Raw genomic sequence first — 22,420 nt, 5'->3', positions numbered from 1 at the left:
AGCGTTCCAATAGGATCGTGTAAGGAACGGAAGGTACGAACATGCATCCCGTCAACCCACCCACCCGGCTGCTCATGGGGCCGGGTCCGATCACCGCCGACCCCCGCGTGCTCCGCGCCCTGTCCACGCCGCTCGTCGGCCAGTACGACCCGTGGATGACCGAGACGATGAACCAGACGCAGGAGCTGTACCGGCAGGTGCTCGGGACGCGGAACGACGCCACCGTCCTGGTCGACGGCACCTCGCGCGCCGGCATCGAGGCGGCACTCGTGTCGCTGCTGGCCCCCGGGGACTCCGTGCTCGTCCCGGTCTTCGGGCGCTTCGGGCACCTCCTGGCCGAGATCGCCGGACGGGCGGGCGCGACCGTGCACACCATCGAGACGGAGTGGGGGCAGGTCTTCCCGACCTCGGTCATCGAGGCCGCCATCGCCCGCGTCCGGCCCAAGGTCCTGGCGATCGTGCAGGGGGACACCTCGACGACGATGAACCAGCCGCTCGACGAACTCGGGGCGGTCTGCGACCGGTACGGCGTGCTCTTCTACACGGACGTCACCGCCTCGGTGGGTGGCAACCCGCTCGAGGTCGACGCGTGGGGGATCGACGCCGTCAGCGCCGGGCTGCAGAAGTGCCTCGGCGGACCCTCCGGCAGTGCGCCACTGTCCCTCTCCCCGGCGGCGGTCGCCGTGCTGGACGCGCGCCGGAGCGTCGAGGCCGGCATCCGCGAGCCCGGTGACGACGTGTCCGACGACCCGATCCGGTCGAACTACCTCGACCTCGCGATGATCATCGACTACTGGGGTCCCCGACGCCTCAACCACCACACCGAGGCGGCGTCGATGCTCTACGCGGCGAACGAGTGTGCCCGCATCCTGCTCGAGGAGGGCCGTGACGCCGTCGTCGAGCGGCACGCACTGGCCGGACGAGCGATGCTGGACGGAGTCCGCGGGCTCGGCCTGACGGTGTTCGGTGACGTCGACCACAAGATGCACAACGTCGTCGCGGTCGAGATCCCCGACGAGGTGCACGGGGACGCCGTCCGCGCTGCGATGCTCGAGGACCACGGGATCGAGATCGGGACCTCGTTCGGCCCCCTGCACGGCCGCGTGTGGCGGATCGGGACGATGGGCTACAACGCGCGGAAGGACACGGTCGTGACGACGCTCGCCGCCCTCGAACAGTGCCTGCGGCGCGGCGGGAAGACCGTGCCGCAGGGTGGCGGCGTCGACGCGGCGCTCGACGTGTACGCCGCGGCAGCCGACGGGGCCCCGACCACGGTGCCGACCGTTCCCACGGCCACGGCCACGGCCACGGCCACGGACGCGTCGGCACCCGTCGCCGCGGGAGCGCCCGCATGAGCGCCGCCGTGCGGACGTCGGTCGCGACGGAGCGGGCGCGGACGGCAGCGGACACGATCGTCGCCCGCTGCGACGAACTCGCCGCCCTCACCGAGACGCCCGGGCGCATCACCCGCGTGTACCTGTCACCCGAGCACGCCCGTGCGAACGAGACCGTCGGCGCGTGGATGCGCGACGCCGGGCTGCGCACCTGGCAGGACGCCGCCGGCAACCTGCACGGACGAGCGGCGGGATCGACGCCGGACGCCCCGGTCCTCCTGCTCGGGTCGCACCTCGACACCGTGGTGGACGCGGGGCGGTACGACGGCGTCGTCGGGGTCCTCATGGCGATCGAGGTCGTCGCCCGCCTGGTCGACGACCACGGCGCGCTGCCGTTCGCACTCGAGGTCATCGCCTTCTCGGACGAAGAGGGCACCCGGTTCGGCAAGGCGTTGCTCGGCTCCTCCGCGGTCGCCGGCGTGTGGGACGAGTCGTGGTGGGACCTCGCGGACGCGCACGGCACCACGCTCCGGTCCGCCTTCGAGTCCTTCGGTCTCGACCCGCGGCGCGTCACCGAGGCCGCCGTGGCCCCGGCATCGCTCGTCGGCTACCTCGAGGCGCACATCGAACAGGGCCCGTCCCTGGAGCAGGCCGGCCAGGCGCTCGGCGTCGTCACGAGCATCGCGAGTGCCCGTCGCTTCACGGTGCAGGCGGTCGGTGAGGCTCGGCACGCCGGCGGCACGCCCTACGAACGCCGCCACGACGCCCTGCTCGCCGCCGCCGAAGCAGCACTCGCCGTGGAGCGGATCTGCCGTGCGGAGCAGCACATCGGCACCGTCGGGACCATGGTGGTCGAGCCCGGAGCCGTCAACGTGGTCCCGGGCCTCGCGACGTTCACGGTCGACCTCCGCGGGGAGTTCGACGACGGACGCGACCGGGTGTGGGACGACATCGCCGACGCCTTCCGGCAGATCGGGGAGCGCCGCGGGGTCGTCGTCACCCCCACCGAGGTGCACCGTGCCCCCGCGGTCTTCTGCGCACCACGGCTCATGGACGCGATCCGCGCCGGCATCGTCGCCACCGGCGAACCGACACCGCTGGAACTGTTCTCACGCGCCGGCCACGACGCGATGTCCCTCGGCCTCGTCACCGACGTCGCGATGCTGTTCCTCCGCAACCCCGACGGCATCAGTCACCACCCGGATGAGTTCGTCTCGGCCGACGACGTCGCGCTCGGGGTCGACGCGCTCACCGCGGCGATCGAGCGTCTCGCACACGAGCACCGCCTCGGTGACGAGGTCGACGCGTGACCGCCCCCGACGTCCGCGGACGCATCGACCGGGTGTGGGAGCGGCTCTCGCCCGCCGAACGGCGGGTCGCCGCGATGATCCGACACGATCCTGAGCTGCTGCTCGTCGGGACCTCCGCGCAGCTCGCCGCGGAGTCCGGGACCTCCAAGGCGACCGTGTCACGGCTCGTCCGGTCCCTGGGTTTCCAGGACGCGGCCGAGGTCCGGCAGAACCTCATGTCGGCCCGCGGCACCGGCCTGCCATGGGCTGCGGAGGACGCCGCCCACGTCGACCAGCGTGCGGTGGAGGCCCGGAACCTGGACGCAGCCTTCGCCTCGCTCGCGCGGGCCGACCGACCTCGTCTCGCCCGACGGGTGATGCGTGCCCGACGAGTCCTGGTGTTCGGCGAGCGTGGTGCCTACCCGATCGCCCTGCAGCTCCGGGCGCAACTCGCGCAGGTGCGGCCGGACGTCCGCATCGGTCCCTCGCCCGGGCAGCGCCTCGGCGAAGAGGTCGCCGACCTCGACCGGCGCGACCTCGTGTTCATCGTCACGGTCCGGCGGCACGCGGCCGGCGTCGACCGCGTGGTCCGGCACTGCGTCGGGACGGGCGCGGACGTCGTCGTGCTCGGCGATCCGACGGCGGCGCTGATCGCGGCACCGGCCACGACCGCCGTGCTGTGTCCGGTCGACTCGCCCTCGGCGTTCGACTCGATGGCGGCCCTGTTCGCCGTCGTCGCCGCGATCACGAACGACGTCTACGAGGCCGCGGGCCCGGCCGGACGGACCAGGGTCGACGCCGTCGCGAACGCCTACGACACGCTCGGGGAACTCGCCGGGTCCTGACGGTCGTCGGACGCCACGCGCAGCTCGGACGCCAGCGATTGGTTCCGCTCCACGATGAGCGTCCGGAGGTAGCGGCGGAGCACGAGCCCCTCGGCGACCCGCCCGAGCACACCGAGGGGCGCGCGGAACGTGAGCTCGTCGATCATCCGTGTCCCCTCGGCCGTGGGCTCGAACCGGTGCTCGTGCCGGAACCGGGCGAACGGCCCGCGCACCTGTTCGTCGACGAACGCGCAAGGTGCCTCCAGGACGGTGATCCGGCTCGTCATCCGCCAGACGACGCCGAGGTGGCGGGCTCGCCACGTCACGGTCTCGCCCAGCCCGATCGTGCCGCTGGTACGTCCGGCGACGGCTTGCTCGCCGCTCGCTGCCATCGACCGCAGGTGCGCGCCGATGTCGAGGGACAGTGCGAAGGCACGCTCCGGTGGCACCGGCAGGTCGGTCACGATCCGGACGGCAGCGCTCATGCCACGATCCTGGCGCACCGACGGCAGGATGGTCACGTGACGAATGCGACCGTGCGCCCGCTCGACCGTGCCGCAGCGCTCGTGCCCGGTCTCGCGCTCGCGACCGGCATCGCCGTGGTCGCCACGGTCATCGGCCGTCTCCTGCCCGTCGTCGGCGCCCCGGTCAGCGGGGTCCTCATCGGCGCGGTCATCGGCACGATCCGTCGTCCGGGTGCGCTGTTCCGCCCCGGCATCTCGACGGCGAGCAGGACGGTCCTGCAGTCCGCGGTGGTGCTGCTCGGTGCCCAGCTGTCCCTGGCGCAGGTGGCGCGTGCCGGGGTGGAGTCGCTGCCGGTCATGCTCGGCACCCTCGCCGTCTGCCTGCTCGCAGCGTGGGGGATCGGTCGCGCCCTGGGCGTCGTCGGCAACCTCCGGACCCTGATCGGAGTCGGGACGGGGATCTGCGGAGCCTCCGCGATCGCCGCCGTGACCCCCGTGATCGGTGCCGTGTCGATCGAGGTGGCCTACGCGGTGTCGACGATCTTCCTGTTCAACGTGGCCGCGGTCGTCGTCTTCCCCGTGGTGGGGCACGCGCTGGGGATGAGCCAGCACGCGTTCGGTCTGTTCGCGGGCACGGCGGTGAACGACACCTCGTCGGTCGTCGCCGCGGCGAGCACCTACGGTCCCGGTGCGGCCGACTTCGCGGTCGTCGTGAAGCTCGTGCGCACCCTGATGATCATCCCGGTCGTCCTCGTCCTGGCGTGGCTCGTGGGTCGGCGGACGAGCCCCGGCACCGCTCCGGCCGACGGCGTCGCCCTCGACGGTCCAACCGTGCCGAGCCCCACACCCGCGCGCTGGTCGCCGCGCCGGGTGTTCCGCCTCGTGCCCTGGTTCCTGATCGGCTTCGTGCTGGTCGCCGCCGTGAACTCCACCGGTCTGGTCCCCGGTCCGGCGCACCCGGTCATCGCCGCGGTCGCCGCATTCCTCATCACCGTCGCGCTGAGCGCCATCGGTCTGTCCACCGACGTCGCCGGGTTCCGCCGGGCCGGGCTCCGCCCGGTGCTGCTCGGCGGGTCGCTGTGGATCGTGGTCTCGGTGTCGAGCCTCGGGCTGCAGGCCCTCACCGGCAGCATCTGACCTGCCGCTACGGTCGGGGGATGGACCTCGACGCCTCCACCTTCCCCGTCATCGACGGCCACAACGACCTGCCGTGGGAGCGTCGTGACACGCACGCGTCCGGTGTCGACGGCATCGACTCGGAGACCGACTCGCTCCACACCGACCTGCCGAAGCTCCGCGCCGGCGGCGTCGTCGGGCAGTTCTGGTCGGTCTACGTGCCCGTCGAGGAGCCCGACCCCGTCCGGACCACGCTCCAGCAGATCGACCTCGTGCACCGGATGGTCGAGCGGTACCCGGACGACCTCGCCCTCGCGCGCACGGCCGACGAGGTGCGAGCCGCGGTCGCCTCGGGGCGGATCGCCTCGCTGCTCGGTGCCGAGGGCGGGCACTCCATCGGCGACGACCTGGCCGTCCTCCGCGACTTCGCACGGCTCGGGGTCCGGTACATGACCCTGACGCACAACGACGACACCCCGTGGGCCGACTCCGCGACGGGCGAGCGGGCGCACGGCGGCCTGACCGACCGTGGACGCGAGGTCGTCGCCGAGATGGAGCGCATCGGCATGCTCGTCGACCTGTCGCACACCGCGCCGAGCACCATGCGGGACACCCTCGACGTCGCCACCCGCCCGGTCGTGTTCAGCCACTCGTCGACCGTCGCCCTCGACGACCACCCCCGGAACGTACCCGACGACGTGCTCGGACGGCTGAGCGACAACGGCGGGGTGGTCATGATCACCTTCGTGCCCGCGTTCGTGTCCCGTGCCTGGGCCGACTGGGAGCAGGCGGGATCGGTGGGTGAGCTGCCGCTCGTCACGGTGTCGGACGTCGCGGACCACGTCGACCACGCCAGGGAGGTCGCCGGTGCAGCGCACATCGGCCTCGGCGGCGACTACGACGGCACCCCGGTGCTGCCCCCGGACCTGCGGGACGTGTCGCGGTACCCGTCGCTCGCCGACGAGCTGCGCCGCCGGGGGTGGGGTGGCGCCGACCTGCGGGCGCTGGCGGGCGGCAACGTGCTGCGTGTGCTCGAGGCCACCGACGACCGTTTCGCGCGGACCGCTCTCGTCCGCTGACCGACCGGCTGGCCCCCGAAGTGGCGTCCGGCGGGCCCGTCCGGCGCCGTCACACCACGTGGGCCACCCGGGATCCGCTCGGTAGGATCGGGCCGCACACCGAGCCTCCTGGGATGGGGGCAATGGGACCGACGTGAGGACGCACCCGATGACCGGCACCATCTACGACGACATCACGCAGGCCTTCGGCAACACGCCCCTCGTGCGGCTGAACCGACTGCCGCAGGAGGGCGGGGCCGAGGTCCTCGCCAAGCTCGAGTTCTACAACCCCGGCGCGAGCGTGAAGGACCGCCTCGGCGTCGCCATCATCGACGCGGCCGAGGAGTCCGGTGACCTGAAGCCCGGCGGCACCATCGTCGAGGGTTCGTCCGGCAACACCGGCATCGCGCTGGCCCTCGTGGGCGCGGCCCGTGGGTACCGGGTCATCGTGACGATGCCCGAGACCATGAGTGTCGAGCGCCGCGCGGTGATGCGTGCCTACGGCGCCGAGATCGTGCTGACGCCGGGTTCCGAGGGCATGAAGGGCGCCGTCGCCCGGGCCGGACAGATCGTCGACGAGACTCCGGGCGCGATCCTCGCCCACCAGTTCGAGACGACGGCCAACGCCGCCATCCACCGCAGGACCACCGCGCAGGAGATCCTCCGCGACACCGAGGAGCACGTCGACGTGTTCGTCGCGGGTGTCGGCACCGGCGGGACCATCACCGGTGTCGGCCAGGTGCTCAAGGAGCGTGTGCCCGGCGTGCAGATCGTCGCCGTGGAGCCCGCGGACTCGCCCCTCCTCACGAAGGGGACCGCCGGTCCGCACAAGATCGCGGGCATCGGGGCGAACTTCGTCCCGGAGGTCCTCGACCGCTCGGTCATCGACGAGGTCATCGACGTCGAGCTCGACGACGCGCTCCGGGTCGCCCGTGCGCTCGCGACGGAAGAGGGCATCCTGTCCGGCATCTCCTCGGGCGCGATCATCCACGCGGCGCTGCAGGTCGCAGCCCGGCCCGAGAACGCGGGCAAGCGGATCGTCGCGATCGTCTGCGACACGGGGGAGCGCTACCTGTCCACGGTGCTCTTCGAGGGGCTCACTGCGTGACGACGGCTCCACGCCGCGGCGTGCTGCGGACCGTCCGGGAGGACCTGGCCGCCGCACGTCGCGGTGACCCCGCTGCGCGCGGGGACCTCGAGAACGCGATCGTCTACTCGGGCCTGCACGCGATCTGGTCGCACCGCGTCGCGCACCGCCTGTGGCACGCCCGTGCGCTGCCCGGCTCGCGGACCGCGGCCCGCATCCTGGCGCAGGCCACGCGCACGGTGACGGGGATCGAGATCCACCCCGGCGCCCGGATCGGTCGTCGGTTCTTCATCGACCACGGCATGGGTGTGGTCATCGGCGAGACCGCCGTCATCGGCGACGACGTCCTCGTCTTCCACGGTGTGACGCTCGGCGGTCGCGGCGGAGGCCCGGGGCCGGGTTCCAAGCGGCACCCGACGGTGGGCGACCGGGTCGTCCTCGGCGCCGGTTCGGCGCTCATCGGCGGGATCACCGTCGGCGACGACTCCGTCGTCGGTGCGGGCACGGTCGTGACGAAGGACGTCCCGGCGGCCTCCGTCGTGACGGGGGTCGCCGGGACGGCACGGCCGCGGTCGGGCGGCGAGGGTGTGCCGGAGCTCTGACGCTCGCGGCACCACCCGAGCCTCAGCTCTTCTCGCAGGCGATCCCGTCGGCATCGCGGTCCATCTTCTTGTTCGCGTTGTAGAGCGCGTCGTCCTTCTTCACGGTGCCCTTGAGCGCTCGGTACGACGTCTTGCCGGCGGAGGTCACCTTGTTCTTCGTGACGGACTTCTTGGCGATGCCGCCCGAGTACACCTTGTTGACGGCCGTGCAGTTGGCGTAGGTCTTCGGCGCGGCGGAGGCGCTGGTGGCGGTGCCGACGACACCGCCGAGGGTGAGCGCGAGCGCGAGGGTGGTGACGCCGAGGGTGCGGATGGTCTTCACGGGTTCCTCCAGGGACGATGGCCGACGTCGGGCACGCTCGGCATGGCGAGGGTACTGCGGTCCATGAGCTTCCTTCAGCCCCCGAACGAGGTGCATCGTCCCGGGGCCACGCCGCTGTCCCCGGTGCCGGGCATCATGGGGCGCATGGACGGCAGCACCCTGCACCGGATCGCCGCTCGGACCGCCATGGCCCTCCCGGCGGTGACCGAGACGCAGCCCTTCGGAGCGGACACCGACGTCTACAAGGTCGTCGACAGGATGTTCGCGATGACGACCGACCTCCGCGGTGTCGCCATCGTGAACCTCAAGTGCGCTCCTCCGCACGGTGCCGCGCTCGTCCGGGACTTCGCCGAGGTCTCCCCGGGCTGGCACATGGACAAACGGCACTGGATCACGCTCTCGCCGGGTCCCGGGCTCGACGAGGCGATGGTCGAGGACCTCGTCGCGAACTCCTGGGACCTCGTCGTCGCGGGCCTGCCCCGTGCCCGGCGCCCGCTCGATCCGACGCGGGGCGCGCAGCAGCCCTGAGCGGTCAGACGGCAGCGCGCCGGAGCGCGAGCTGGGCCTCCCGGACGACCTTCGGCGCGAGCCGGTCGTCAGAGGCGAGCACCGCTCTCGCCTGCTCCGCCGTGAGCCCCGCGGCCATCTGCCCGATCGTGACGCCGTGCTCAGGGCGCTCGAGGACCGTCACGGCGTCACCCGCGGCCACCGACCCGGAACGGCGGACGCGGAAGTAGGCGCCGGGACGGCCTTCCTCCGCGAAGCGCTTGACCCACCGGTCGATCCCCATGCGGCGCGCGAAGGTCCCGCAAGGCGTCCGTGGGATCGTCACCTCGAGCTCGAGGGTCGCACCGATCCGCCAGCGCTCGCCGAGCACGAGCCCGGTGACGTCGATGCCGGTGGTGCGGAGGTTCTCGCCGAAGAGCCCGGGCGGTACTGGCCGGTCGAGCTGCTCGGCGAAGTACGCGGCGTCCTCGTCGGCGTAGACGTAGACGGCCTGGTCCTCGCCGCCGTGGTGCTTCCGGTCCGCCTGCACGTCGGCGTACAGCCCGAGGGGACGGACGCGGACCGCGCCGGCGACGGGACGCTTGTCGATCGCGGTGACGCCGATCGTGCCGGAGTCCGGGCGCAGGTGGTCGACGCGGCAGACGGCGGTGACGACGGACATGGGACCAGCCTGCCGTACGTCGGGCCCGTGCCGCAGCTGGGAAGGGGCCGGACGACACGGATCGGGCGTGACGGTCGCTCCCTGCTGCCGGGAGGTCCGCCACCGGCCCGTCGCGTCCGCTCACCCCCGCGGTCCGGTACGGGTCAGTACCAGTTGACCGCCTGCGAGTGCGACCACGCACTGCACGGGGTGCCGTAGGACGCGTCGATGTACTGCAGGCCCCAGGTGATCTGTGTCGTGGCGTTCGTCTGCCAGTCGGCGGCGACCGTGGCCATCTTCGATCCGGGGAGCGCCTGCGGGATGCCGGTCGCGCCGCCGTTCGGGTTGACCGCCTGGTAGTCCCAGCCGGACTCCTTGGTCCACAGGCTGTCGAGGCACTGGAACTGGTCGGCGCCCCAGCCGAACCGGGACGCGGCCATCGACGCAGCGACCGTCTTGGCGCCGGCCGGGGTGTTGGCCCGGGCCTGGGCCTCGGCGGCGGCTCGTTCCGCGGCGGCCCGTTCGGCGGCTGCCGCGGCCGCGGCAGCCCGGTCGGACGCCCGCTCCGCTGCGGCAGCCCGCTCGACGGCGTCCCGGTGGTCTCGGTCGGCACTCGCCTGCGCGACGTCCTGGGCGGTGTCGACGGTCGCGGCGATCCGCTCGGTCAGCGCGGCACCGGACAACGAGCCGTAGTCCGCCAGCGAGGCGATGTGCTGCTCGAGCCTGGCGGTGTCGGTGCTGGCGTTGGCGTCCTGCACGACGGAGCGTGCGGTGGCGATCGTCGCGGCGGCCTGAGCCCGGTCGAGGTCGGTGCCGGACAGGCCGGGGGTCGCGGAGGCGCTGGGGACACCGAGCGCTTCGCCGAGCGCCGGCTGCGTCACGGTGAGGGCGCCGCCGGCGATCGCGACGACCGCCGCACCGCCGGCGAGGAGGACGCCGTGCTTGCGGAGGGTCCGACGCATGCGACGGGACGGGGTGTCGAGGGCTGCGCGCCGGGTGCCGGGCGCGGGGGTGCTGGTGCGGGGAGTGGGTCGGGTCATGGTTTCCGGGGGTCGGCCGGCTCGTGGTGCGGGCCCTCATCGACGACGGTGGGCGTCCGGTCGGTGGTGCGCGGGTGGAGCGCACGCCGGACACCGGTGCAGCCGAGGGTCGCAGGGACGTTCGGTGGCACCGGGAGACGGCCGGGGTGGGGACCCTGCCGTCCGCGTCGTCGCGTGGACCCGCGAGCCGGGGGAGGACCGGACGGTGGTGTGTGGGCCCGTCCGTTCCGCCTCGGCACGGTGACGCTCGGTCACTCGCGGGGCGAAGCGGCCACGATGACACGTCATCCTGGACGCACCGTCAGCAACGGTGCCCAGGGACCCGGTCGTCGGGGCGGTAACGGTTCGGTAACGACCCGGTGACGGTCAGGAGGCGGTGGTCGCGCGGGCGGTCGGGCTCTGCGCGACGCGCTCCAGGGCGTCGAGGGCCTGGGCGATCGCGGCGACGTCGTCGGGGGACAGCTCCGCGATGAGGCCGGCGACGATGCCGGTGCGTTCCGACCGGGCCGCGTCGACGGCGTCCTCCCCAGCCGGGGTCGCGCTCACCATGAAGGCCCGGCCGTCGCGGGGGTCGGCTTCGCGCTCGATGAATCCGCGCTGCTCGAGCTCCGTGAGGATGCGGGTCATGGTCGGCTTCGTGACCACCTCGATCCGCGACAGGTCGCCGGGCCGCAGGGGTCCGTGCTGCACGATCGAGGCGAGCGCGGACACGATCCCGTACCCGAGGGACGCCGAGTCGGTGCGCGCCCGCCGGTTGATCCGACCGACGGCCGCGGCGAGTCGTGCGGCGACCTCGGTGCGGTCCGGGTCGAGGTCGGTCATGGCTGCTCCGCGGGGTCGGTCGGGTGGTGTGCTCGATCGTAGCGGTCGCGGGGACCGGGTCGAACGGGGGACAGGAGGGCGGCCGGCCGCGGTGTCCGGAGTGGACCGTGGGCGGGCCCGCGCGCTTCGACGGACCGGATCGAGCACTTTCCTGTACGGACGTTCAGGCGAACGCGGCGGACCGGGTCAGCGCTTCTCGCCGGGGAGCATGTGGATGGCCTCCGTCGCGAGCTCGGCGGCGACGTTGTCGCCGTCGGCCGTGGCGGCCCGGAGGCGCCGGAAGTCCTCGGTCATCCGGTCCCAGTCGATGAGCTGGTCGAGGTCCGGCAGGCGCAGGCGGAAGGCGAGTCCGTCCATGGTGTCCTGACAGACGCGCTGCAGGTTCTCGTTGCCGCACTCGGCCACGTACAGGGCGAACACGCCGAGGGCGTCGCGGTTCACGGCCGGGACGTCGTGCGCGTCGAGTTCGGCGATGGTCTTGTCGAGCGCCGTCAGGATCCGCTTGCGCGCCGCCGCGGACAGTCGGGGGACCGCCAGCCGCACGACGCCGCCGAACAGCACGCCGAGCGTCTGCATGGCCTCGACGACCTCCGCCGGGTCCGGGGTCGTCACCCGGGTGTACCGGTTGGGTGCCATCTCGATGAGTCCGGCGCGGGCGAGCTGACTGAGGGCTTCGCGGATCGGCGTGCGCGAGACGCCGAGCCAGGCGATGAGCTCGTCGTCGTTCAGTCGTTCCCCGGGCTCGAGCGTCCCGTCCATGATCGCCTCGTGGATCTTCTGCCGGACGGTGTCGCGGAGCAGCTTGTGCTCGGTCGGGGCGGTGCTGGGGACCGGCATGCGAGGACCTTCCGGATTCGTGACGCGTTCCCGCTCACCGTACCTGATGTGGTACCGGACGGATGCCGTCAGTCGAGGCCGAGCAGGCGGAGTGTCTCCGGGTCCTCGTCGCCGGCGAACCACCGGTCGAGGACCGCCCGGAACGGTGCCGAGTCGTCCGCCGCGCGGGCGAACAGGGTCATCGAGGACCTGGCCTTCACGGCGTCGATGCCGCCGAACAGGTCCTCGGCGGAGCGCGCCGGCGCGTCGAGGACGGTGGCGGCGGCGTCGCGGAGCCGAGGTCCGAGCACCGGGTGCGCGAGGTACGCGCGGGCCTCGGGGAGCCCCGTGACCGCGTAGTGCTGCGCCGTGGCGCTCCGCCCGAGCCCGGCGACCTGGGGCAGGACGAACCACATCCAGTGCGTGCGCTTCCGCCCGGCCCGGAGCTCGGCGAGCGCGGTGTCGTGCACACCCTGTTGCGCCGACACGAACCGGCCGAGGTCGAACGGGTCGTCGCCGGTCATCTGACCACGTCCCCCCAGGCGTAGCGGACCGTGGTGCCGTCGACCACGAGCACGGAGTCCGGGGAGCGGTCGAACAGTCCCGGCAGACCGACCACCTCGGGCAGGTCGCCCGCGAGCCGTTCGAGCCGCGCGGACCGGACCGTCAGCGGCGGGTGCTGGCGCTGCCAGAACAGCGTCTGCGCCAGGAGCCTCGCGTGGATGCCCGCGCGGGTGGTGAGGTCGGCGGCCAGGGGCGAGGTGTCGACCTCCCCGGCCACGGCGCGGACCGAGGCCGCGTGCCGGGCGCCGGACGAGCCTGGCGTCCGACCAGCCCTCCGAGCCTGGCGGACCGCGCGGATCGGGTGCCGGACGCGACCGGGGCGCCGGACGGACCGGTGGCTCACGGTCTCGCCGCGTCGTCGCGACCGGGCCCACGCGAACGTGTACGGCACGCCGAGCAGGGCGTGCGCGGCGACGATCGCGGGCACGTTCGGGGTGTCCACGGTGAGGTAGGCGACGCCGCGGCGCCCGGCGTCGTCGACGGTGAGGACCTCGATCGTGACCTCGGTCATCGAGCCGAGGCGGGTCGACGGCGGGAACGGGGGGACGCGGGTCTCGCGGAAGACGTACGCGACGAGGCCGACCCAGGCGCTGCCGTCCACGATGTCCGGGCGGGTGCCGCGGGGGACCAGGCGGGCGAGCGTCTCCGGTTCGCAGCGCCAGTGCGCGAACACGATGTCGTCCCAGGCGTGCACGGTCACCGGGCGGTGACGCAGCGGCACGGCCGCCCGCGTCCGCGGCGCTCCCGGTCCGGGCGGTGGCGCCGCCTCGGCGTCGCTCATCGGCGCGGCGCGTGCCGCGCGACGCGGACGGCCCAGGCGACGAGCGGCACCTGCAGTGGCAGACGGAGGACGGCGACGACGCGACCCGCCCGGCTCGACCGGGGGCTCTCGAGCAGGTCGGCCGCCATCTTGCAGTTCGCGGGGAAGACGGCGAGGAACAGGGCGGCCGCGGCCCACCCGGCGCCGCGACGGGTCGCCGGGACGAGCAGCCCGGCGGCGATGCCGAGTTCGGCGACACCGGACGCCAAGGTCGTCGTCCGGGGCGGCAGGGCGTCCGGCACGATGCGGTCGTAGCCGCGGGGCCGGAGGAAGTGGGTCACGCCCGCGCCACCGAGGAGGAGGGCGAGGGCACCGGCGGTCCTCGTCGCTCGTCGTGCACGTCTGGTCCGCCGTCGCATCGTTCCATCGTGCCCGCCGCGCCCCCGCACGCGCACAGCTCGGTGTCAGCCGTCACACCCGGTCCACGGAGCGGGCGTCCGCGCTCAGGTCAGCGCGGTCGCGACCAGGTCGAGGACGGCCGTCGCCACGTGGGCCTTGGACCCGGAGGTCTCGCGCACGACCTCCCCGCCGGGCACCAGGACCTCGATGGCGTTCTCCTCGCGTTCGAACCCGTGGGACCACCCGACGTGGTTCACCACGAGCAGGTCGGCCGGTTTCCGGGTGATCTTGGCGCGGCCGAGCTCGATGCGCGCCGCCCGGTCCGGTTCGGTCTCGGCGGCGAAGCCCACGATGACCTGTCCGACCCGACGGGCGGCGACGAGTTCCGCGAGCACGTCCGGGTTCTTCACGAGCTCGAGCGTCATCCGGTCGCCCTGCTGCTCCTTCTTGAGCTTCGACTCGAGCACCTCGGCGGGGCGGTAGTCGGCGACGGCGGCGGTCATCACCAGGACGTCGGCCTCGCCGGCGGCGGCGTGCATCGCGGCGGCGAGTTCCTGCGCCGACCCCACGCGGACGACCTCGACCGGCAGGTCCGCGGTGAGACCCGGGTCGGTGTTCGCCGCGACGAGGGTGACCTCGGCACCCCGGCGTGCGGCTTCGGCGGCGAGCGCGACGCCCTGCCGGCCACTCGACCGGTTGCCGACGAAGCGGACCGGGTCGAGGGGTTCACGGGTCCCGCCCGCGCTGACGACGACGCGGACGCCGGCCAGGTCGCCCTGCTCGCCGCGGGCACCGGTGTGGAGGCCCGGGGCAGCACCCGCAGCGTCGGTCGTCCCCGCCGCGGAGCGGGCCGTGTCGGCACCGCCGTGCGTGCCCGTGCCGGCCGCCGTCGCCGTGCGCTCCGTCTCGTCGAGCACGGCGAGGGCGGCGCGCACGATGTCCTCGGGCTCGGACATCCGCCCGATCCCGGCGTCGTCGCCGGTGAGCGCGCCGACGACGGGACCGACGACGTGCACGCCCCTGGACCGCAGGGTCGCGAGGTTGGCCCGCGTGGCGGGGTGCTCCCACATCTGCGGGTGCATGGCCGGGGCGACGACGACCGGTGCCTCGGTGGCGAGGAGCGTCGTCCCGAGCAGGTCGCCCGCGAGTCCGGCGGCCATCTTGGCGAGGCTGTCCGCGGTGGCGGGGGCGATCACGACGAGGTCGGCGCGGCGGCCGAGGGCGACGTGCCGGACCTCGGCGACGTCGTCCCACACGCTGGTGGAGACGGGGTTGCGGCTGAGGGCCTCCAGGGTGGGGAGCCCGACGAAACGGAGGGCGCCCTCGGTCGGCACCACGTGTACGTCGTGGCCGCGCTTGACGAGGTCGCGGACGACGCCGACGGCCTTGTAGGCGGCGATGCCGCCGGTGATGCCGACGACGACGGTGCGGGGACGGACGGTCTGCGGGGCTGCGTCGTTCACGGCGCTCACGCTACCCGGGCTGGCCGGACCTGCCTCGTCCGCGCGGTGCCGGTGGCGGGTGGCAGGATCGGCTCCATGTGCACCGTCGTCGTCCGCGTCGATCCCGGCGCCGAGTGGCCCGTCACCCTGCTCGCGCTGCGGGACGAGTCGCCGGACCGCCCGTGGGACCCGCCGGCGGCGTGGTGGCCGGACCGTGATCCCGGCGTCGTCGGTGTCCGGGACCAGCAGGCGGGCGGCGCGTGGCTCGCGGCCTCGGACCGGAACGGCCTGGCGGTCGTGCTCAACCGGTGGGAGGAGACCCCCGGGCTGGACGGCTCCTGGACCACCCGCGGCACGCTGCCGCTCGACGCGGTGGTGGACGACGCGGTGCCGGGCGCGGACGGCGCGCGGCCGACGAGTCGGGCGTTCAACCTGCTCCGCGCCACCGCTGACGGGGCCGAGGTCGTCACGTGGGACGGGACCGCCGTCCGGACGACGGCGCTCGGGCCGGGTGTGCACATGGTCACGCACGGCGAACCCGACGATCCGGCCGCCCCGCGGGTCGGTCGGTGGCTCGACGTCTTCCGTGCGGTGCCGGCTCCGACCGGTCCGGCCGGCACGACACCGTCCGACGAGCTCCGTGTCGTCGCTGCCGGTGGGGACGACTCCGACGGCTGGGGACCCTGGTTCCGGGTGCTGCACGCGTCGACCGCGCTGGCCCCCGACGACCGTGACGCGATCCTGCGCGACACCGTGGAGCCGGAGGGGCACTTCGCGACGCTCTCGATCGTCGCCGCCGCGATCGGTCCGGACCGGACGGTCCTGCAGCACACCCGGCTCGCGGAGCCCGGTGTCCTGCGTGGTGCGGTGTCGCCGGTGGACGTCAGTCCGGCAGCCGGGTCCCGGTGAGGTCCTCGGCCACGGCCCACAGCGACCGGGCCAGGTCGACGCCGCGCGCCGAGCGGGGGACCGACGCGAGCGTCGTCGGGCCCGTGAGTCCGAAGGCCCCGGCCGGGCCGTAGTAGGCCCCCGAGGCGGCGTTCCGACCGACCGCCGCGTAGAGGAGCGGCTCGGTGCCCTGCTCGACGTCCTGCGTGAACGGCAGCGCGCGGTCGCTCGACTGCACGGGGCGGTCCCGGCCGAGTGACCGCCCGGCGGACTGCAGGTTCGTCCGGGTGTAGCCGGGGTGGGCGATCGTGGACGACAGGTGCCAGTCGCGGGTGACGGCGACCTGGTGCAGGTGCAGCCCGAGGAGCAGGTCGGCGAGCTTCGACTGGGCGTACGCGAGCCACGGCTGGTAGCCGGTCTGCCACTGCAGGTCGCCGAAGTGGATCTTGCCGGGCACGGCGGCGATGCTCGACATCGTCGCCACCCGGGGTGCCTCGGCACGCAGCAGGGTCGGCAGGAGCAGGTTCGTGAGTGCGAACGGACCGAGGTGGTTCGTCCCGAACTGCAGCTCGAAGCCGTCGGCGGTCTCGAAGCGCTCCCGGGGCGCCATCACGCCGGCGTTGTTGACCAGGACGTCGAGCGGCCGGTCGTCGGCGACGATGCCCTCGGCGAAGCGGTGCACGCTCGACAGGTCGGCGAGGTCGAGCTCGCGGACCTCGAGGTCGGCGTCCGGGTGCTCACGGCGGATCTCGGCGGCGGCGTCCTCGCCCTTCGACACCGTGCGGACCGCGATGACGACGCTCGCGCCGGCCCCGGCCAGTCGACGTGCGGTCTCCTTGCCGGTGCCGCTGTTGGACCCGGTGACGACGATGCGACGGCCGGTCTGGTCGGGGAGGGTCGAGGGCTGCACCATGGGGTGGACCGTACACAGCGGTGCTGGGGGTGCGGTCGCCGGCCGATCGTGCTAGTTTTCATGCGTTCGCATTGATTGACTGCGAGATCCGGGAGGGTCCCATGAGCAACGCCTTCGGTACCGGTCGACCCTCGGACGTCCCGCCCCCGGCACCGGACCGCGTCGGCCCCGTGCAGCTCGGCCTCGACACCTTCGGCGACGTCACCGAGACCACCGACGGGGGCGTGCAGTCCCACGCCGCGACCCTGCGCGACCTCCTCGACGAGGCCGTCCTCGCCGACCAGGTCGGCATCGACTTCATCGGCGTGGGTGAGCACCACCGCGCCGACTACTCCGTGAGCGCGCCCGAGGTCGTCCTCGCCGCGATCGCCGCCCGCACCGGACGCATCCGGATGGGCTCCGCGGTCACGGTGCTGTCCTCGGACGACCCGGTCCGCGTCTACGAGCGGTTCGCGACGGTCGACGCGCTGTCGAACGGCCGCGCCGAGGTCATCCTCGGTCGCGGGTCCTTCACCGAGTCCTTCCCGCTGTTCGGCTTCGACCTGCAGGACTACGAGGTGCTGTTCGAGGAGAAGCTGCAGCTCTGGAGCGCCCTCCGCGGCGGGGACACCGTCACCTGGCAGGGCACCAAGCGCGCCTCGCTCGTCGAGCAGGACGTCTTCCCGAAGCTCGAGCACGGCCCGATCCCGACCTGGATCGGCGTGGGCGGGTCACCCCAGTCCGTGATCCGCGCCGCGTCCTACGGCATGCCGCTGTTCCTCGCCATCATCGGCGGGCAGCCCGCGCAGTTCGCCCCCTACGCCCGGCTCTACCGGCAGGCCCTCGACCAGCTCGAGCTCCCGCAGCAGCCGATCGCGATGCACTCGCCCGGGTTCGTCGCCGAGACCGACGAGGAAGCAGCCGAGCGCTACTGGCCGTACCACAAGGCCGTCACTGACCAGCTCGGTCGGGAGCGCGGCTGGCCGCCCCTCGACCAGGCCGGCTACCGCGCCGGCCTCTCCGCGGGCGGCTCGCTCTACGTCGGGTCGCCGGAGACGGTCGCGCGGAAGATCGCGCGGAACATGCGGATCCTCGGGGTCACCCGCTTCGACATGCGTTACGCGACCGGACGCCTGCCGCACGCCGACATGATGCGCTCGATCGAGCTGTACGGCACCCGCGTCGCCCCCCGCGTCCGCGAACTCCTGGCGGAGCCGGTCCCCGTCCCCTGAGCGGGCCTCCGTCCCGGCCGGCCACCCCGCCTGACCCGGCGGCGGCGGCCGGGAGGCCCGGTGCGCGTCCGCCCGGCGGCTCCCGGGACGACGCGGGTACCGTCTGGCGCATGTCGTCGCGCAACGAGACCACCGAACGACGGTTCCGCGGACGGATCCTCGGCGCCGGGAGCACCTCCGGCGTCCGGTTCGTCGTCGGCATGTGGGAGTCCTCCCCGTTCGGCGCCTTCACCGACGTGTTCGTCGAGCTGCCCGACGGCTCGAGCGTGCTCCTCGCACCCGACGAGATCGTCGCTGCCTACGTCTCCGGCACGTACCGCTTCGACGCGGTGTCCGTCGTCGACATCAGCGCCCGGCGGACCGCCCGCGGCCTGGAACTCGACGCCGGCCCGCTCGTCACGTCGGTCGACGTCGGCACCATCTCCCCGCTCGGGCGCGTGCTCCGGATCGTCCCGAAGCGCATCGCCCGCGACCCCCGCTGGCTCACCGTGATCGACCCCGTGGCGAAGCTCGTCGCGCCGGGCTCGGGGACCGCCGGCACCGCGGGGGGTGGCCGCCGCGAGTACTACGGCGTCACCGGCGCGCACGACGTCGTCGGCCTCCGGGGTACCTGGGCGGGGGAGTCGCTCGGCGAACTCGCACCGCTCGACCCGCCCGTGCAGTTCGGCTTCGCCTCGTTGCCGCGGATCCCGCAGGTCGTCGACGTCGAGACCACGATCCGCGAGCGCGGCTGAGCCGGCCGCCCGTCCTGCGCCGAGACTCGTCCTGGCGGACAGGACGCGTCGTGCGGATGCCGCAGGTCGTCCGTCCAGCCGAGCCTCGGCCGGCATGTGCCCCTCGCGCGCGTCCAGTGAGCGGGGGCACACTGGTCGGAACGGTTCGCGCCCCGCCGGCCGACGCGTCGGCGGTCGGGGTGCACGACGCAAAGGAGCATCATGACCGACACCCAGACCGACCACCGTGCCGCCATCTCCGACATCGTCCACGGGGCCCGCACGGCCCTGCTCACGACGGTGAGCGAGGACGGTCAGCTGCACGCCAGGCCCCTCGCCGTGCAGGACAAGTCGTTCCACGGGACCCTGCGGTTCCTCGTGCAGGACGGGAGCGAGAAGGTCGAGGACATCGCCCGGAACCCGCACGTCAACGTCGCCATCGAATCGCAGGGCGGCTACCTGTCCATCGCCGGGACGGCCACCGTCACCGAGGACCGGGCCGTCGTCGACGAGCTCTGGTCGCCGTTCGCCGAGGCGTGGTTCCCGGACGGCCGCGACGACCCGTCGATCCGCCTGCTCACCGTGCAGGGGGTGTCGGTCGAGTACTGGACGCAGGACACCGGACCCGTGGGGAGCCTCGTGCAGACCCTCAAGGCAGCGCTGGGGCACCAGTCGCAGCCGGACGTCGGCAGTCACGGGACCGTCGAGGTCTAGCCGGACCGGGCGTCCGGGCCCCGCCGGCCCGGACGCTCCGTCGCGGGCACGCGGCACGCCCGCTCACCGGTCAGGGCGGCCCGAGCAACCAGAGGAGCGCGACGAACACCGGCTGCAGCACGAGGGCACCGGAGACGAGTGTCCACCGGAGCGCCGGCTTCGCGACCAGTTCCGGTGACCCCATCAGCGGCGCCAGGGGCATGAGCAGCCGGGGTGTGGACGCCATCGGCAGCGACACCGCGAACACGTAGAGCGCGTAGCCGGCGGCGAACACGATCGTCGTGGGTCCGAGCTGGCGGGTCGACCGGCGGGACAACCACAGTGGGTAGAGCACGAGCAGCAGCACGACGAGGAGCACCCCGCCGACGCCGAGCCACTTCGCGGTGGTGAGGAACCACGGCGACAACGGGACGAAGTGCACCCGGCCGATGAAGTTCACCCACCAGGACATCTCGGTCGCCAGGTACGCGTCCGGACGACCGGTCGCCCACGCCGCGATCACGGGCCACGCCGACCCGGCCACCGCCATCACGAGCCCGGACGCGACGACCCGCACCCGCTCCGCGACCGGGAACTCGTCGAGGGACCGCGCTCCCGACCGCCGCGCGGCGAGGTACCGGACGAGGGCGAGCACCCCGAGCGTCAGCGGGATCGCGAGCGCACCCGGGCGCGTGAACGCGGCGACGACCCCGACCACGGTGAGCAGCCCGTACCGCCGTCGTTCGATCGCGAGCAGCGCGCCGAAGGTGAGCGCGAGGAACACGGTCTCGGCGTACCCGACCTGCAGCAGGAACGACAGCGGTCCGCACGTGAAGAAGAAGACCGCCCAGAGCGCCGCGGTGGCACCGGCGTGCTCCTGCACGAGCCGGTGCAGCAGGAAGGTGGCGACGAGCCCGGCGACGACCGCCACGGCCGGGGCGCCGATCGTGAAGGGCAGGCCGGTCGAGACCGTCAGCAGTCTGATGGTGAACGGGAACGCGGGCAGGAAGGCCCAGGCGTTCTGCGCGACGTGCCCGGTGTCGTCGAGCGGCAGGACCGAGGGGTACCCGTGCAGCGAGATCGCCTCGTAGTACTGGCCGTCCCACGAGGTCAGGAACGCCGTGAACCCGTGGTCGTTGCCCCAGATGGCGTTGTCGGGCTGCACCCGCGAGACGAGCGGGTAGAGCACCATGAGCCACATCGTCGACACGAGACGCCCGACGGTCCAGAGCAGCAGGACCGCCGACCACACCGGCAGGCTGACGACGGTGTCGACCACGCGGCGACGGCCCGCGGCGACCGAGCCGGTGAGGACCCCGTCCAGGCGGCTCATGCGCGCGGTCCGCAGAGGTCGGGCACGGCAGACGACACGGCTCCACGGTAGTCGCTGCTCGCTGGGGACCCGGACGAGGCGGGACTAGCATCCGAAGCGATGACGACGACGACGACGGCACGACGGACGAGCAGCACGGCGGTCGCCGTGCTCGTGGCGGGCACCTTCTTCATGGAGCTGCTGGACGGGACCATCCTCGCCACGGCCGCCCCCGCGATGGGACGCGACCTGGGCGTCGACTCGGCGGCCGTCGGCGTCGCGATCACCGCCTACCTCGTGACGCTGGCCGTGTTCATCCCGGTCAGCGGGTGGATCACCGACCGGGTCGGCTCCCGCACCGTCTTCGTCGGCGCCATCGCGCTCTTCACGGTCGCCTCCGCGCTCTGCGCCGCCTCGACCGGACTCGTCGAACTCACGCTCTGGCGGATCCTGCAGGGACTCGGCGGCGCGCTCATGGTCCCGGTCGGGAGGCTCGTGGTGCTCCGGAGCGCGGGTCGCGACCAGCTCGTCACGGCCATCGCGATCCTCACCTGGCCCGCGCTCGCGGCGCCGATCATCGCGCCCTTCCTGGGCGGCGTGCTCGTCGACACCCTGTCGTGGCACTGGGTCTTCCTCGTCAACATCCCGCTCGGGGTGGTCGCCGTCGTCGCGGCGCTCGTGCTCGTGCCGCAGGAGCGCGCCCCCGAGCGGGTGCCGTTCGACTGGCTCGGGTCGCTGCTGGCCTGCCTCGGGCTCGGGGCGCTCGTCGTCATGGCGTCCCTGCTCGCCCTCGAGACCGTGCCCTTCGTGCCGGCCGTGCTCGCCGGGGTCGTCGGGGCGGTCTGCACCTGGCTCGCGATCCGGCACTTCCTGCGGGCACCGCACCCGATCATGGGGCTCGACGCGTTCCGGCTCGAGACCTTCCGGGTGTCCCACGCCGGTGGCAGCCTGTTCCGCCTGGCCGTCTCGGCGGTGCCGTTCGTGCTGCCGCTGCTGTTCCAGGACGCGTGGGGCTGGAGCGCCCTCGAGGCCGGGTCGGCCGTGCTCTGGGTCTTCGTCGGCAACCTCGGCATCAAGCCCGCGACGACCCCGTTCCTGCGCTGGTGGGGGTACCGGCCGGTCATCGTGGTGTCGTCGGCCGTCGCGGCGCTGACCGTCGTGGCGATGGTGTTCCTCACCCCGGACACCCCGTTCTGGCTGCTCGCGGTGCTGCTCGTCGTCAGCGGAGCTGCTCGCTCGGTCGGCTTCACTGCGTACAACACCATCGCGTTCGCCGACGTCGAGCAGCCGGACATGACGGCCGCCAACACGCTGTCCTCGACGCTGCAACAGACCGCGGCCGGGTTCGGTGTGGCGGTCGCCGCCGTCGTGCTCCGGGCAGCGTCCGGGCTCGGGGGTGACGGACTCGGCGGCACCGCCCCGTACGCCGTCGCGTTCGCGGTGATCGCGGTCCTGCTGGGGGTCGCCTGCGTCGAGGGGCTGCTCATGAGCCGGACCGCGGGGGAGACCGTGCGACCGGCGCAGCGGGTGCGGGTGACGACGCGGAACTGAGCCGTGACTCGTCACCGTTCGTCCACCGCCAGGTCACGTGTCCGCGATCCGCA

At 73.4% G+C, this 22,420-nt stretch carries 25 protein-coding genes; 13 read left to right on the top strand and 12 right to left on the bottom strand.

The annotated features are described in order from the left end of the window. Positions 1-41: 41 nt before the first annotated feature. From DEJ18_RS11165 to DEJ18_RS11155, 3 genes are read left to right on the top strand one after another with little or no spacing between them, the layout of a single operon-like run. Positions 42-1,355: a pyridoxal-phosphate-dependent aminotransferase family protein gene (locus tag DEJ18_RS11165; RefSeq protein WP_111211093.1), complete on the top strand. Its 1,314-nt coding sequence runs from the start codon at positions 42-44 to the stop codon at positions 1,353-1,355. Further along, positions 1,352-2,644, top strand: coding sequence for an allantoate amidohydrolase (locus DEJ18_RS11160; protein ID WP_111211092.1), 1,293 nt, complete (start codon positions 1,352-1,354; stop codon positions 2,642-2,644). Before DEJ18_RS11165 ends, DEJ18_RS11160 begins: the two co-directional genes overlap by 4 nt. Beyond that, a complete protein-coding gene (locus DEJ18_RS11155) occupies positions 2,641-3,468 on the top strand; it encodes a MurR/RpiR family transcriptional regulator (RefSeq protein WP_111082682.1) in 828 nt (275 codons plus the stop codon). Before DEJ18_RS11160 ends, DEJ18_RS11155 begins: the two co-directional genes overlap by 4 nt. On the opposite strand, the gene DEJ18_RS11150 is transcribed toward DEJ18_RS11155, so the two are convergent. Beyond that, entirely contained in the window at positions 3,435-3,932 is a 498-nt protein-coding gene (locus DEJ18_RS11150) for an SRPBCC family protein (protein ID WP_111211205.1), read from the bottom strand. The genes DEJ18_RS11155 and DEJ18_RS11150 overlap by 34 nt on opposite strands. 36 nt (positions 3,933-3,968) lie before the next feature. Here DEJ18_RS11150 and DEJ18_RS11145 point away from each other — a divergent pair, with 36 nt between their 5' ends. The 4 genes from DEJ18_RS11145 (at position 3,969) to epsC (ending at position 7,774) form a co-directional block, all read left to right on the top strand. Next, entirely contained in the window at positions 3,969-5,048 is a 1,080-nt protein-coding gene (locus DEJ18_RS11145; protein WP_111211091.1) for a YeiH family protein, read from the top strand. A 20-nt stretch (positions 5,049-5,068) separates the two neighbouring features. Beyond that, a complete protein-coding gene (locus DEJ18_RS11140) occupies positions 5,069-6,106 on the top strand; it encodes a dipeptidase (protein ID WP_111211090.1) in 1,038 nt (345 codons plus the stop codon). A gap of 148 nt (positions 6,107-6,254) precedes the next feature. Next, complete coding sequence (gene cysK, locus DEJ18_RS11135) at positions 6,255-7,193, top strand: cysteine synthase A (protein ID WP_111082685.1); 939 nt, start codon at positions 6,255-6,257, stop codon at positions 7,191-7,193. Then, positions 7,190-7,774 (top strand): serine O-acetyltransferase EpsC, encoded by a 585-nt coding sequence (gene epsC / locus DEJ18_RS11130; protein WP_258376974.1) that lies wholly within the window; start codon positions 7,190-7,192, stop codon positions 7,772-7,774. Before cysK ends, epsC begins: the two co-directional genes overlap by 4 nt. A 22-nt stretch (positions 7,775-7,796) precedes the next feature. Here the strand turns inward: epsC and DEJ18_RS11125 are convergent, their stop codons facing one another. Beyond that, positions 7,797-8,096, bottom strand: coding sequence for an excalibur calcium-binding domain-containing protein (locus tag DEJ18_RS11125; RefSeq protein ID WP_258371242.1), 300 nt, complete (start codon positions 8,094-8,096; stop codon positions 7,797-7,799). A gap of 144 nt (positions 8,097-8,240) precedes the next feature. Here DEJ18_RS11125 and DEJ18_RS11120 point away from each other — a divergent pair, with 144 nt between their 5' ends. Continuing rightward, complete coding sequence (locus DEJ18_RS11120) at positions 8,241-8,624, top strand: MmcQ/YjbR family DNA-binding protein (protein WP_111211203.1); 384 nt, start codon at positions 8,241-8,243, stop codon at positions 8,622-8,624. A 4-nt stretch (positions 8,625-8,628) separates the two neighbouring features. On the opposite strand, the gene DEJ18_RS11115 is transcribed toward DEJ18_RS11120, so the two are convergent. The 8 genes from DEJ18_RS11115 to DEJ18_RS11080 form a co-directional block, all read right to left on the bottom strand. Next, positions 8,629-9,264, bottom strand: coding sequence for an MOSC domain-containing protein (locus DEJ18_RS11115; RefSeq protein WP_111211088.1), 636 nt, complete (start codon positions 9,262-9,264; stop codon positions 8,629-8,631). Between the two features lie 143 nt (positions 9,265-9,407). Then, a complete protein-coding gene (locus tag DEJ18_RS11110; RefSeq protein WP_146241606.1) occupies positions 9,408-10,283 on the bottom strand; it encodes an aggregation-promoting factor C-terminal-like domain-containing protein in 876 nt (291 codons plus the stop codon). Between the two features lie 366 nt (positions 10,284-10,649). Next, entirely contained in the window at positions 10,650-11,105 is a 456-nt protein-coding gene (locus tag DEJ18_RS11105; RefSeq protein ID WP_111082689.1) for a MarR family winged helix-turn-helix transcriptional regulator, read from the bottom strand. A gap of 186 nt (positions 11,106-11,291) precedes the next feature. Beyond that, positions 11,292-11,942 (bottom strand): GntR family transcriptional regulator, encoded by a 651-nt coding sequence (locus tag DEJ18_RS11100; protein WP_111082690.1) that lies wholly within the window; start codon positions 11,940-11,942, stop codon positions 11,292-11,294. 68 nt (positions 11,943-12,010) lie between these two features. Then, positions 12,011-12,445, bottom strand: coding sequence for a DUF1810 domain-containing protein (locus DEJ18_RS11095; protein WP_111082691.1), 435 nt, complete (start codon positions 12,443-12,445; stop codon positions 12,011-12,013). After that, positions 12,442-13,266, bottom strand: coding sequence for a YqjF family protein (locus DEJ18_RS11090; RefSeq protein ID WP_111211086.1), 825 nt, complete (start codon positions 13,264-13,266; stop codon positions 12,442-12,444). Before DEJ18_RS11090 ends, DEJ18_RS11095 begins: the two co-directional genes overlap by 4 nt. Next, on the bottom strand, positions 13,263-13,664 hold the full coding sequence (locus DEJ18_RS11085) for a DoxX family protein (RefSeq protein WP_111211085.1): 402 nt from the start codon (positions 13,662-13,664) through the stop codon (positions 13,263-13,265). Before DEJ18_RS11085 ends, DEJ18_RS11090 begins: the two co-directional genes overlap by 4 nt. A gap of 84 nt (positions 13,665-13,748) precedes the next feature. Further along, on the bottom strand, positions 13,749-15,107 hold the full coding sequence (locus DEJ18_RS11080) for a bifunctional phosphopantothenoylcysteine decarboxylase/phosphopantothenate synthase (protein WP_111211202.1): 1,359 nt from the start codon (positions 15,105-15,107) through the stop codon (positions 13,749-13,751). A gap of 75 nt (positions 15,108-15,182) precedes the next feature. Between DEJ18_RS11080 and DEJ18_RS11075 the strand changes: the two genes are divergently transcribed. Continuing rightward, positions 15,183-15,995: an NRDE family protein gene (locus tag DEJ18_RS11075; RefSeq protein ID WP_111211084.1), complete on the top strand. Its 813-nt coding sequence runs from the start codon at positions 15,183-15,185 to the stop codon at positions 15,993-15,995. Here DEJ18_RS11075 and DEJ18_RS11070 read toward each other — a convergent pair. Beyond that, positions 15,970-16,887 carry an SDR family oxidoreductase gene (locus tag DEJ18_RS11070; RefSeq protein WP_111082695.1) on the bottom strand — a complete coding sequence of 306 codons (918 nt, stop codon included), beginning with the start codon at positions 16,885-16,887 and terminating at the stop codon, positions 15,970-15,972. The genes DEJ18_RS11075 and DEJ18_RS11070 overlap by 26 nt on opposite strands. 101 nt (positions 16,888-16,988) lie before the next feature. Between DEJ18_RS11070 and DEJ18_RS11065 the strand changes: the two genes are divergently transcribed. The 3 genes from DEJ18_RS11065 to DEJ18_RS11055 all read left to right on the top strand — a co-directional run bounded on the left by DEJ18_RS11065 (position 16,989) and on the right by DEJ18_RS11055 (position 19,525). Next, positions 16,989-18,098, top strand: coding sequence for an LLM class flavin-dependent oxidoreductase (locus DEJ18_RS11065; protein ID WP_111211083.1), 1,110 nt, complete (start codon positions 16,989-16,991; stop codon positions 18,096-18,098). A gap of 110 nt (positions 18,099-18,208) precedes the next feature. Continuing rightward, the gene (locus DEJ18_RS11060) at positions 18,209-18,832 is read left to right on the top strand and encodes a hypothetical protein (RefSeq protein WP_111211082.1); all 624 of its coding nucleotides are present in this window, start codon (positions 18,209-18,211) and stop codon (positions 18,830-18,832) included. Positions 18,833-19,033: 201 nt separating this feature from the next. Beyond that, positions 19,034-19,525, top strand: coding sequence for a pyridoxamine 5'-phosphate oxidase family protein (locus DEJ18_RS11055; RefSeq protein WP_111051569.1), 492 nt, complete (start codon positions 19,034-19,036; stop codon positions 19,523-19,525). Positions 19,526-19,595: 70 nt separating this feature from the next. Here DEJ18_RS11055 and DEJ18_RS11050 read toward each other — a convergent pair whose 3' ends face one another. Further along, positions 19,596-20,837 (bottom strand): putative hexosyltransferase, encoded by a 1,242-nt coding sequence (locus DEJ18_RS11050; RefSeq protein WP_111082698.1) that lies wholly within the window; start codon positions 20,835-20,837, stop codon positions 19,596-19,598. Between the two features lie 99 nt (positions 20,838-20,936). Here DEJ18_RS11050 and DEJ18_RS11045 point away from each other — a divergent pair, with 99 nt between their 5' ends. After that, on the top strand, positions 20,937-22,367 hold the full coding sequence (locus DEJ18_RS11045; protein ID WP_111211081.1) for an MFS transporter: 1,431 nt from the start codon (positions 20,937-20,939) through the stop codon (positions 22,365-22,367). Positions 22,368-22,420: the final 53 nt, after the last annotated feature.

It is taken from the genome of Curtobacterium sp. MCSS17_015 (genome assembly GCF_003234265.2).
Classification (GTDB): domain Bacteria; phylum Actinomycetota; class Actinomycetes; order Actinomycetales; family Microbacteriaceae; genus Curtobacterium.
The sequence above is the reverse complement of the archived record's forward strand: the minus strand, read 5'-3'. Positions and strand labels throughout refer to the sequence as shown.

Bases quoted from the DNA above. Each gene is read 5' to 3' on its own strand.
- DEJ18_RS11150 (WP_111211205.1), bottom strand. From the start codon at position 3,932: ATGAGCGCTGCCGTCCGGATCGTGACCGACCTGCCGGTGCCACCGGAG.
- DEJ18_RS11120 (WP_111211203.1), top strand. From the start codon at position 8,241: ATGGACGGCAGCACCCTGCACCGGATCGCCGCTCGGACCGCCATGGCC.
- DEJ18_RS11085 (WP_111211085.1), bottom strand. From the start codon at position 13,664: ATGCGACGGCGGACCAGACGTGCACGACGAGCGACGAGGACCGCCGGT.
- DEJ18_RS11050 (WP_111082698.1), bottom strand. From the start codon at position 20,837: ATGAGCCGCCTGGACGGGGTCCTCACCGGCTCGGTCGCCGCGGGCCGT.
- DEJ18_RS11105 (WP_111082689.1), bottom strand. From the start codon at position 11,105: ATGACCGACCTCGACCCGGACCGCACCGAGGTCGCCGCACGACTCGCC.
- cysK (WP_111082685.1), top strand. From the start codon at position 6,255: ATGACCGGCACCATCTACGACGACATCACGCAGGCCTTCGGCAACACG.
- DEJ18_RS11055 (WP_111051569.1), top strand. From the start codon at position 19,034: ATGACCGACACCCAGACCGACCACCGTGCCGCCATCTCCGACATCGTC.
- DEJ18_RS11115 (WP_111211088.1), bottom strand. From the start codon at position 9,264: ATGTCCGTCGTCACCGCCGTCTGCCGCGTCGACCACCTGCGCCCGGAC.
- DEJ18_RS11160 (WP_111211092.1), top strand. From the start codon at position 1,352: ATGAGCGCCGCCGTGCGGACGTCGGTCGCGACGGAGCGGGCGCGGACG.
- DEJ18_RS11165 (WP_111211093.1), top strand. From the start codon at position 42: ATGCATCCCGTCAACCCACCCACCCGGCTGCTCATGGGGCCGGGTCCG.
- DEJ18_RS11090 (WP_111211086.1), bottom strand. From the start codon at position 13,266: ATGAGCGACGCCGAGGCGGCGCCACCGCCCGGACCGGGAGCGCCGCGG.
- DEJ18_RS11070 (WP_111082695.1), bottom strand. From the start codon at position 16,887: ATGGTGCAGCCCTCGACCCTCCCCGACCAGACCGGCCGTCGCATCGTC.
- DEJ18_RS11095 (WP_111082691.1), bottom strand. From the start codon at position 12,445: ATGACCGGCGACGACCCGTTCGACCTCGGCCGGTTCGTGTCGGCGCAA.
- DEJ18_RS11075 (WP_111211084.1), top strand. From the start codon at position 15,183: ATGTGCACCGTCGTCGTCCGCGTCGATCCCGGCGCCGAGTGGCCCGTC.
- DEJ18_RS11140 (WP_111211090.1), top strand. From the start codon at position 5,069: ATGGACCTCGACGCCTCCACCTTCCCCGTCATCGACGGCCACAACGAC.
- DEJ18_RS11100 (WP_111082690.1), bottom strand. From the start codon at position 11,942: ATGCCGGTCCCCAGCACCGCCCCGACCGAGCACAAGCTGCTCCGCGAC.
- DEJ18_RS11110 (WP_146241606.1), bottom strand. From the start codon at position 10,283: ATGACCCGACCCACTCCCCGCACCAGCACCCCCGCGCCCGGCACCCGG.
- DEJ18_RS11060 (WP_111211082.1), top strand. From the start codon at position 18,209: ATGTCGTCGCGCAACGAGACCACCGAACGACGGTTCCGCGGACGGATC.
- DEJ18_RS11045 (WP_111211081.1), top strand. From the start codon at position 20,937: ATGACGACGACGACGACGGCACGACGGACGAGCAGCACGGCGGTCGCC.
- DEJ18_RS11065 (WP_111211083.1), top strand. From the start codon at position 16,989: ATGAGCAACGCCTTCGGTACCGGTCGACCCTCGGACGTCCCGCCCCCG.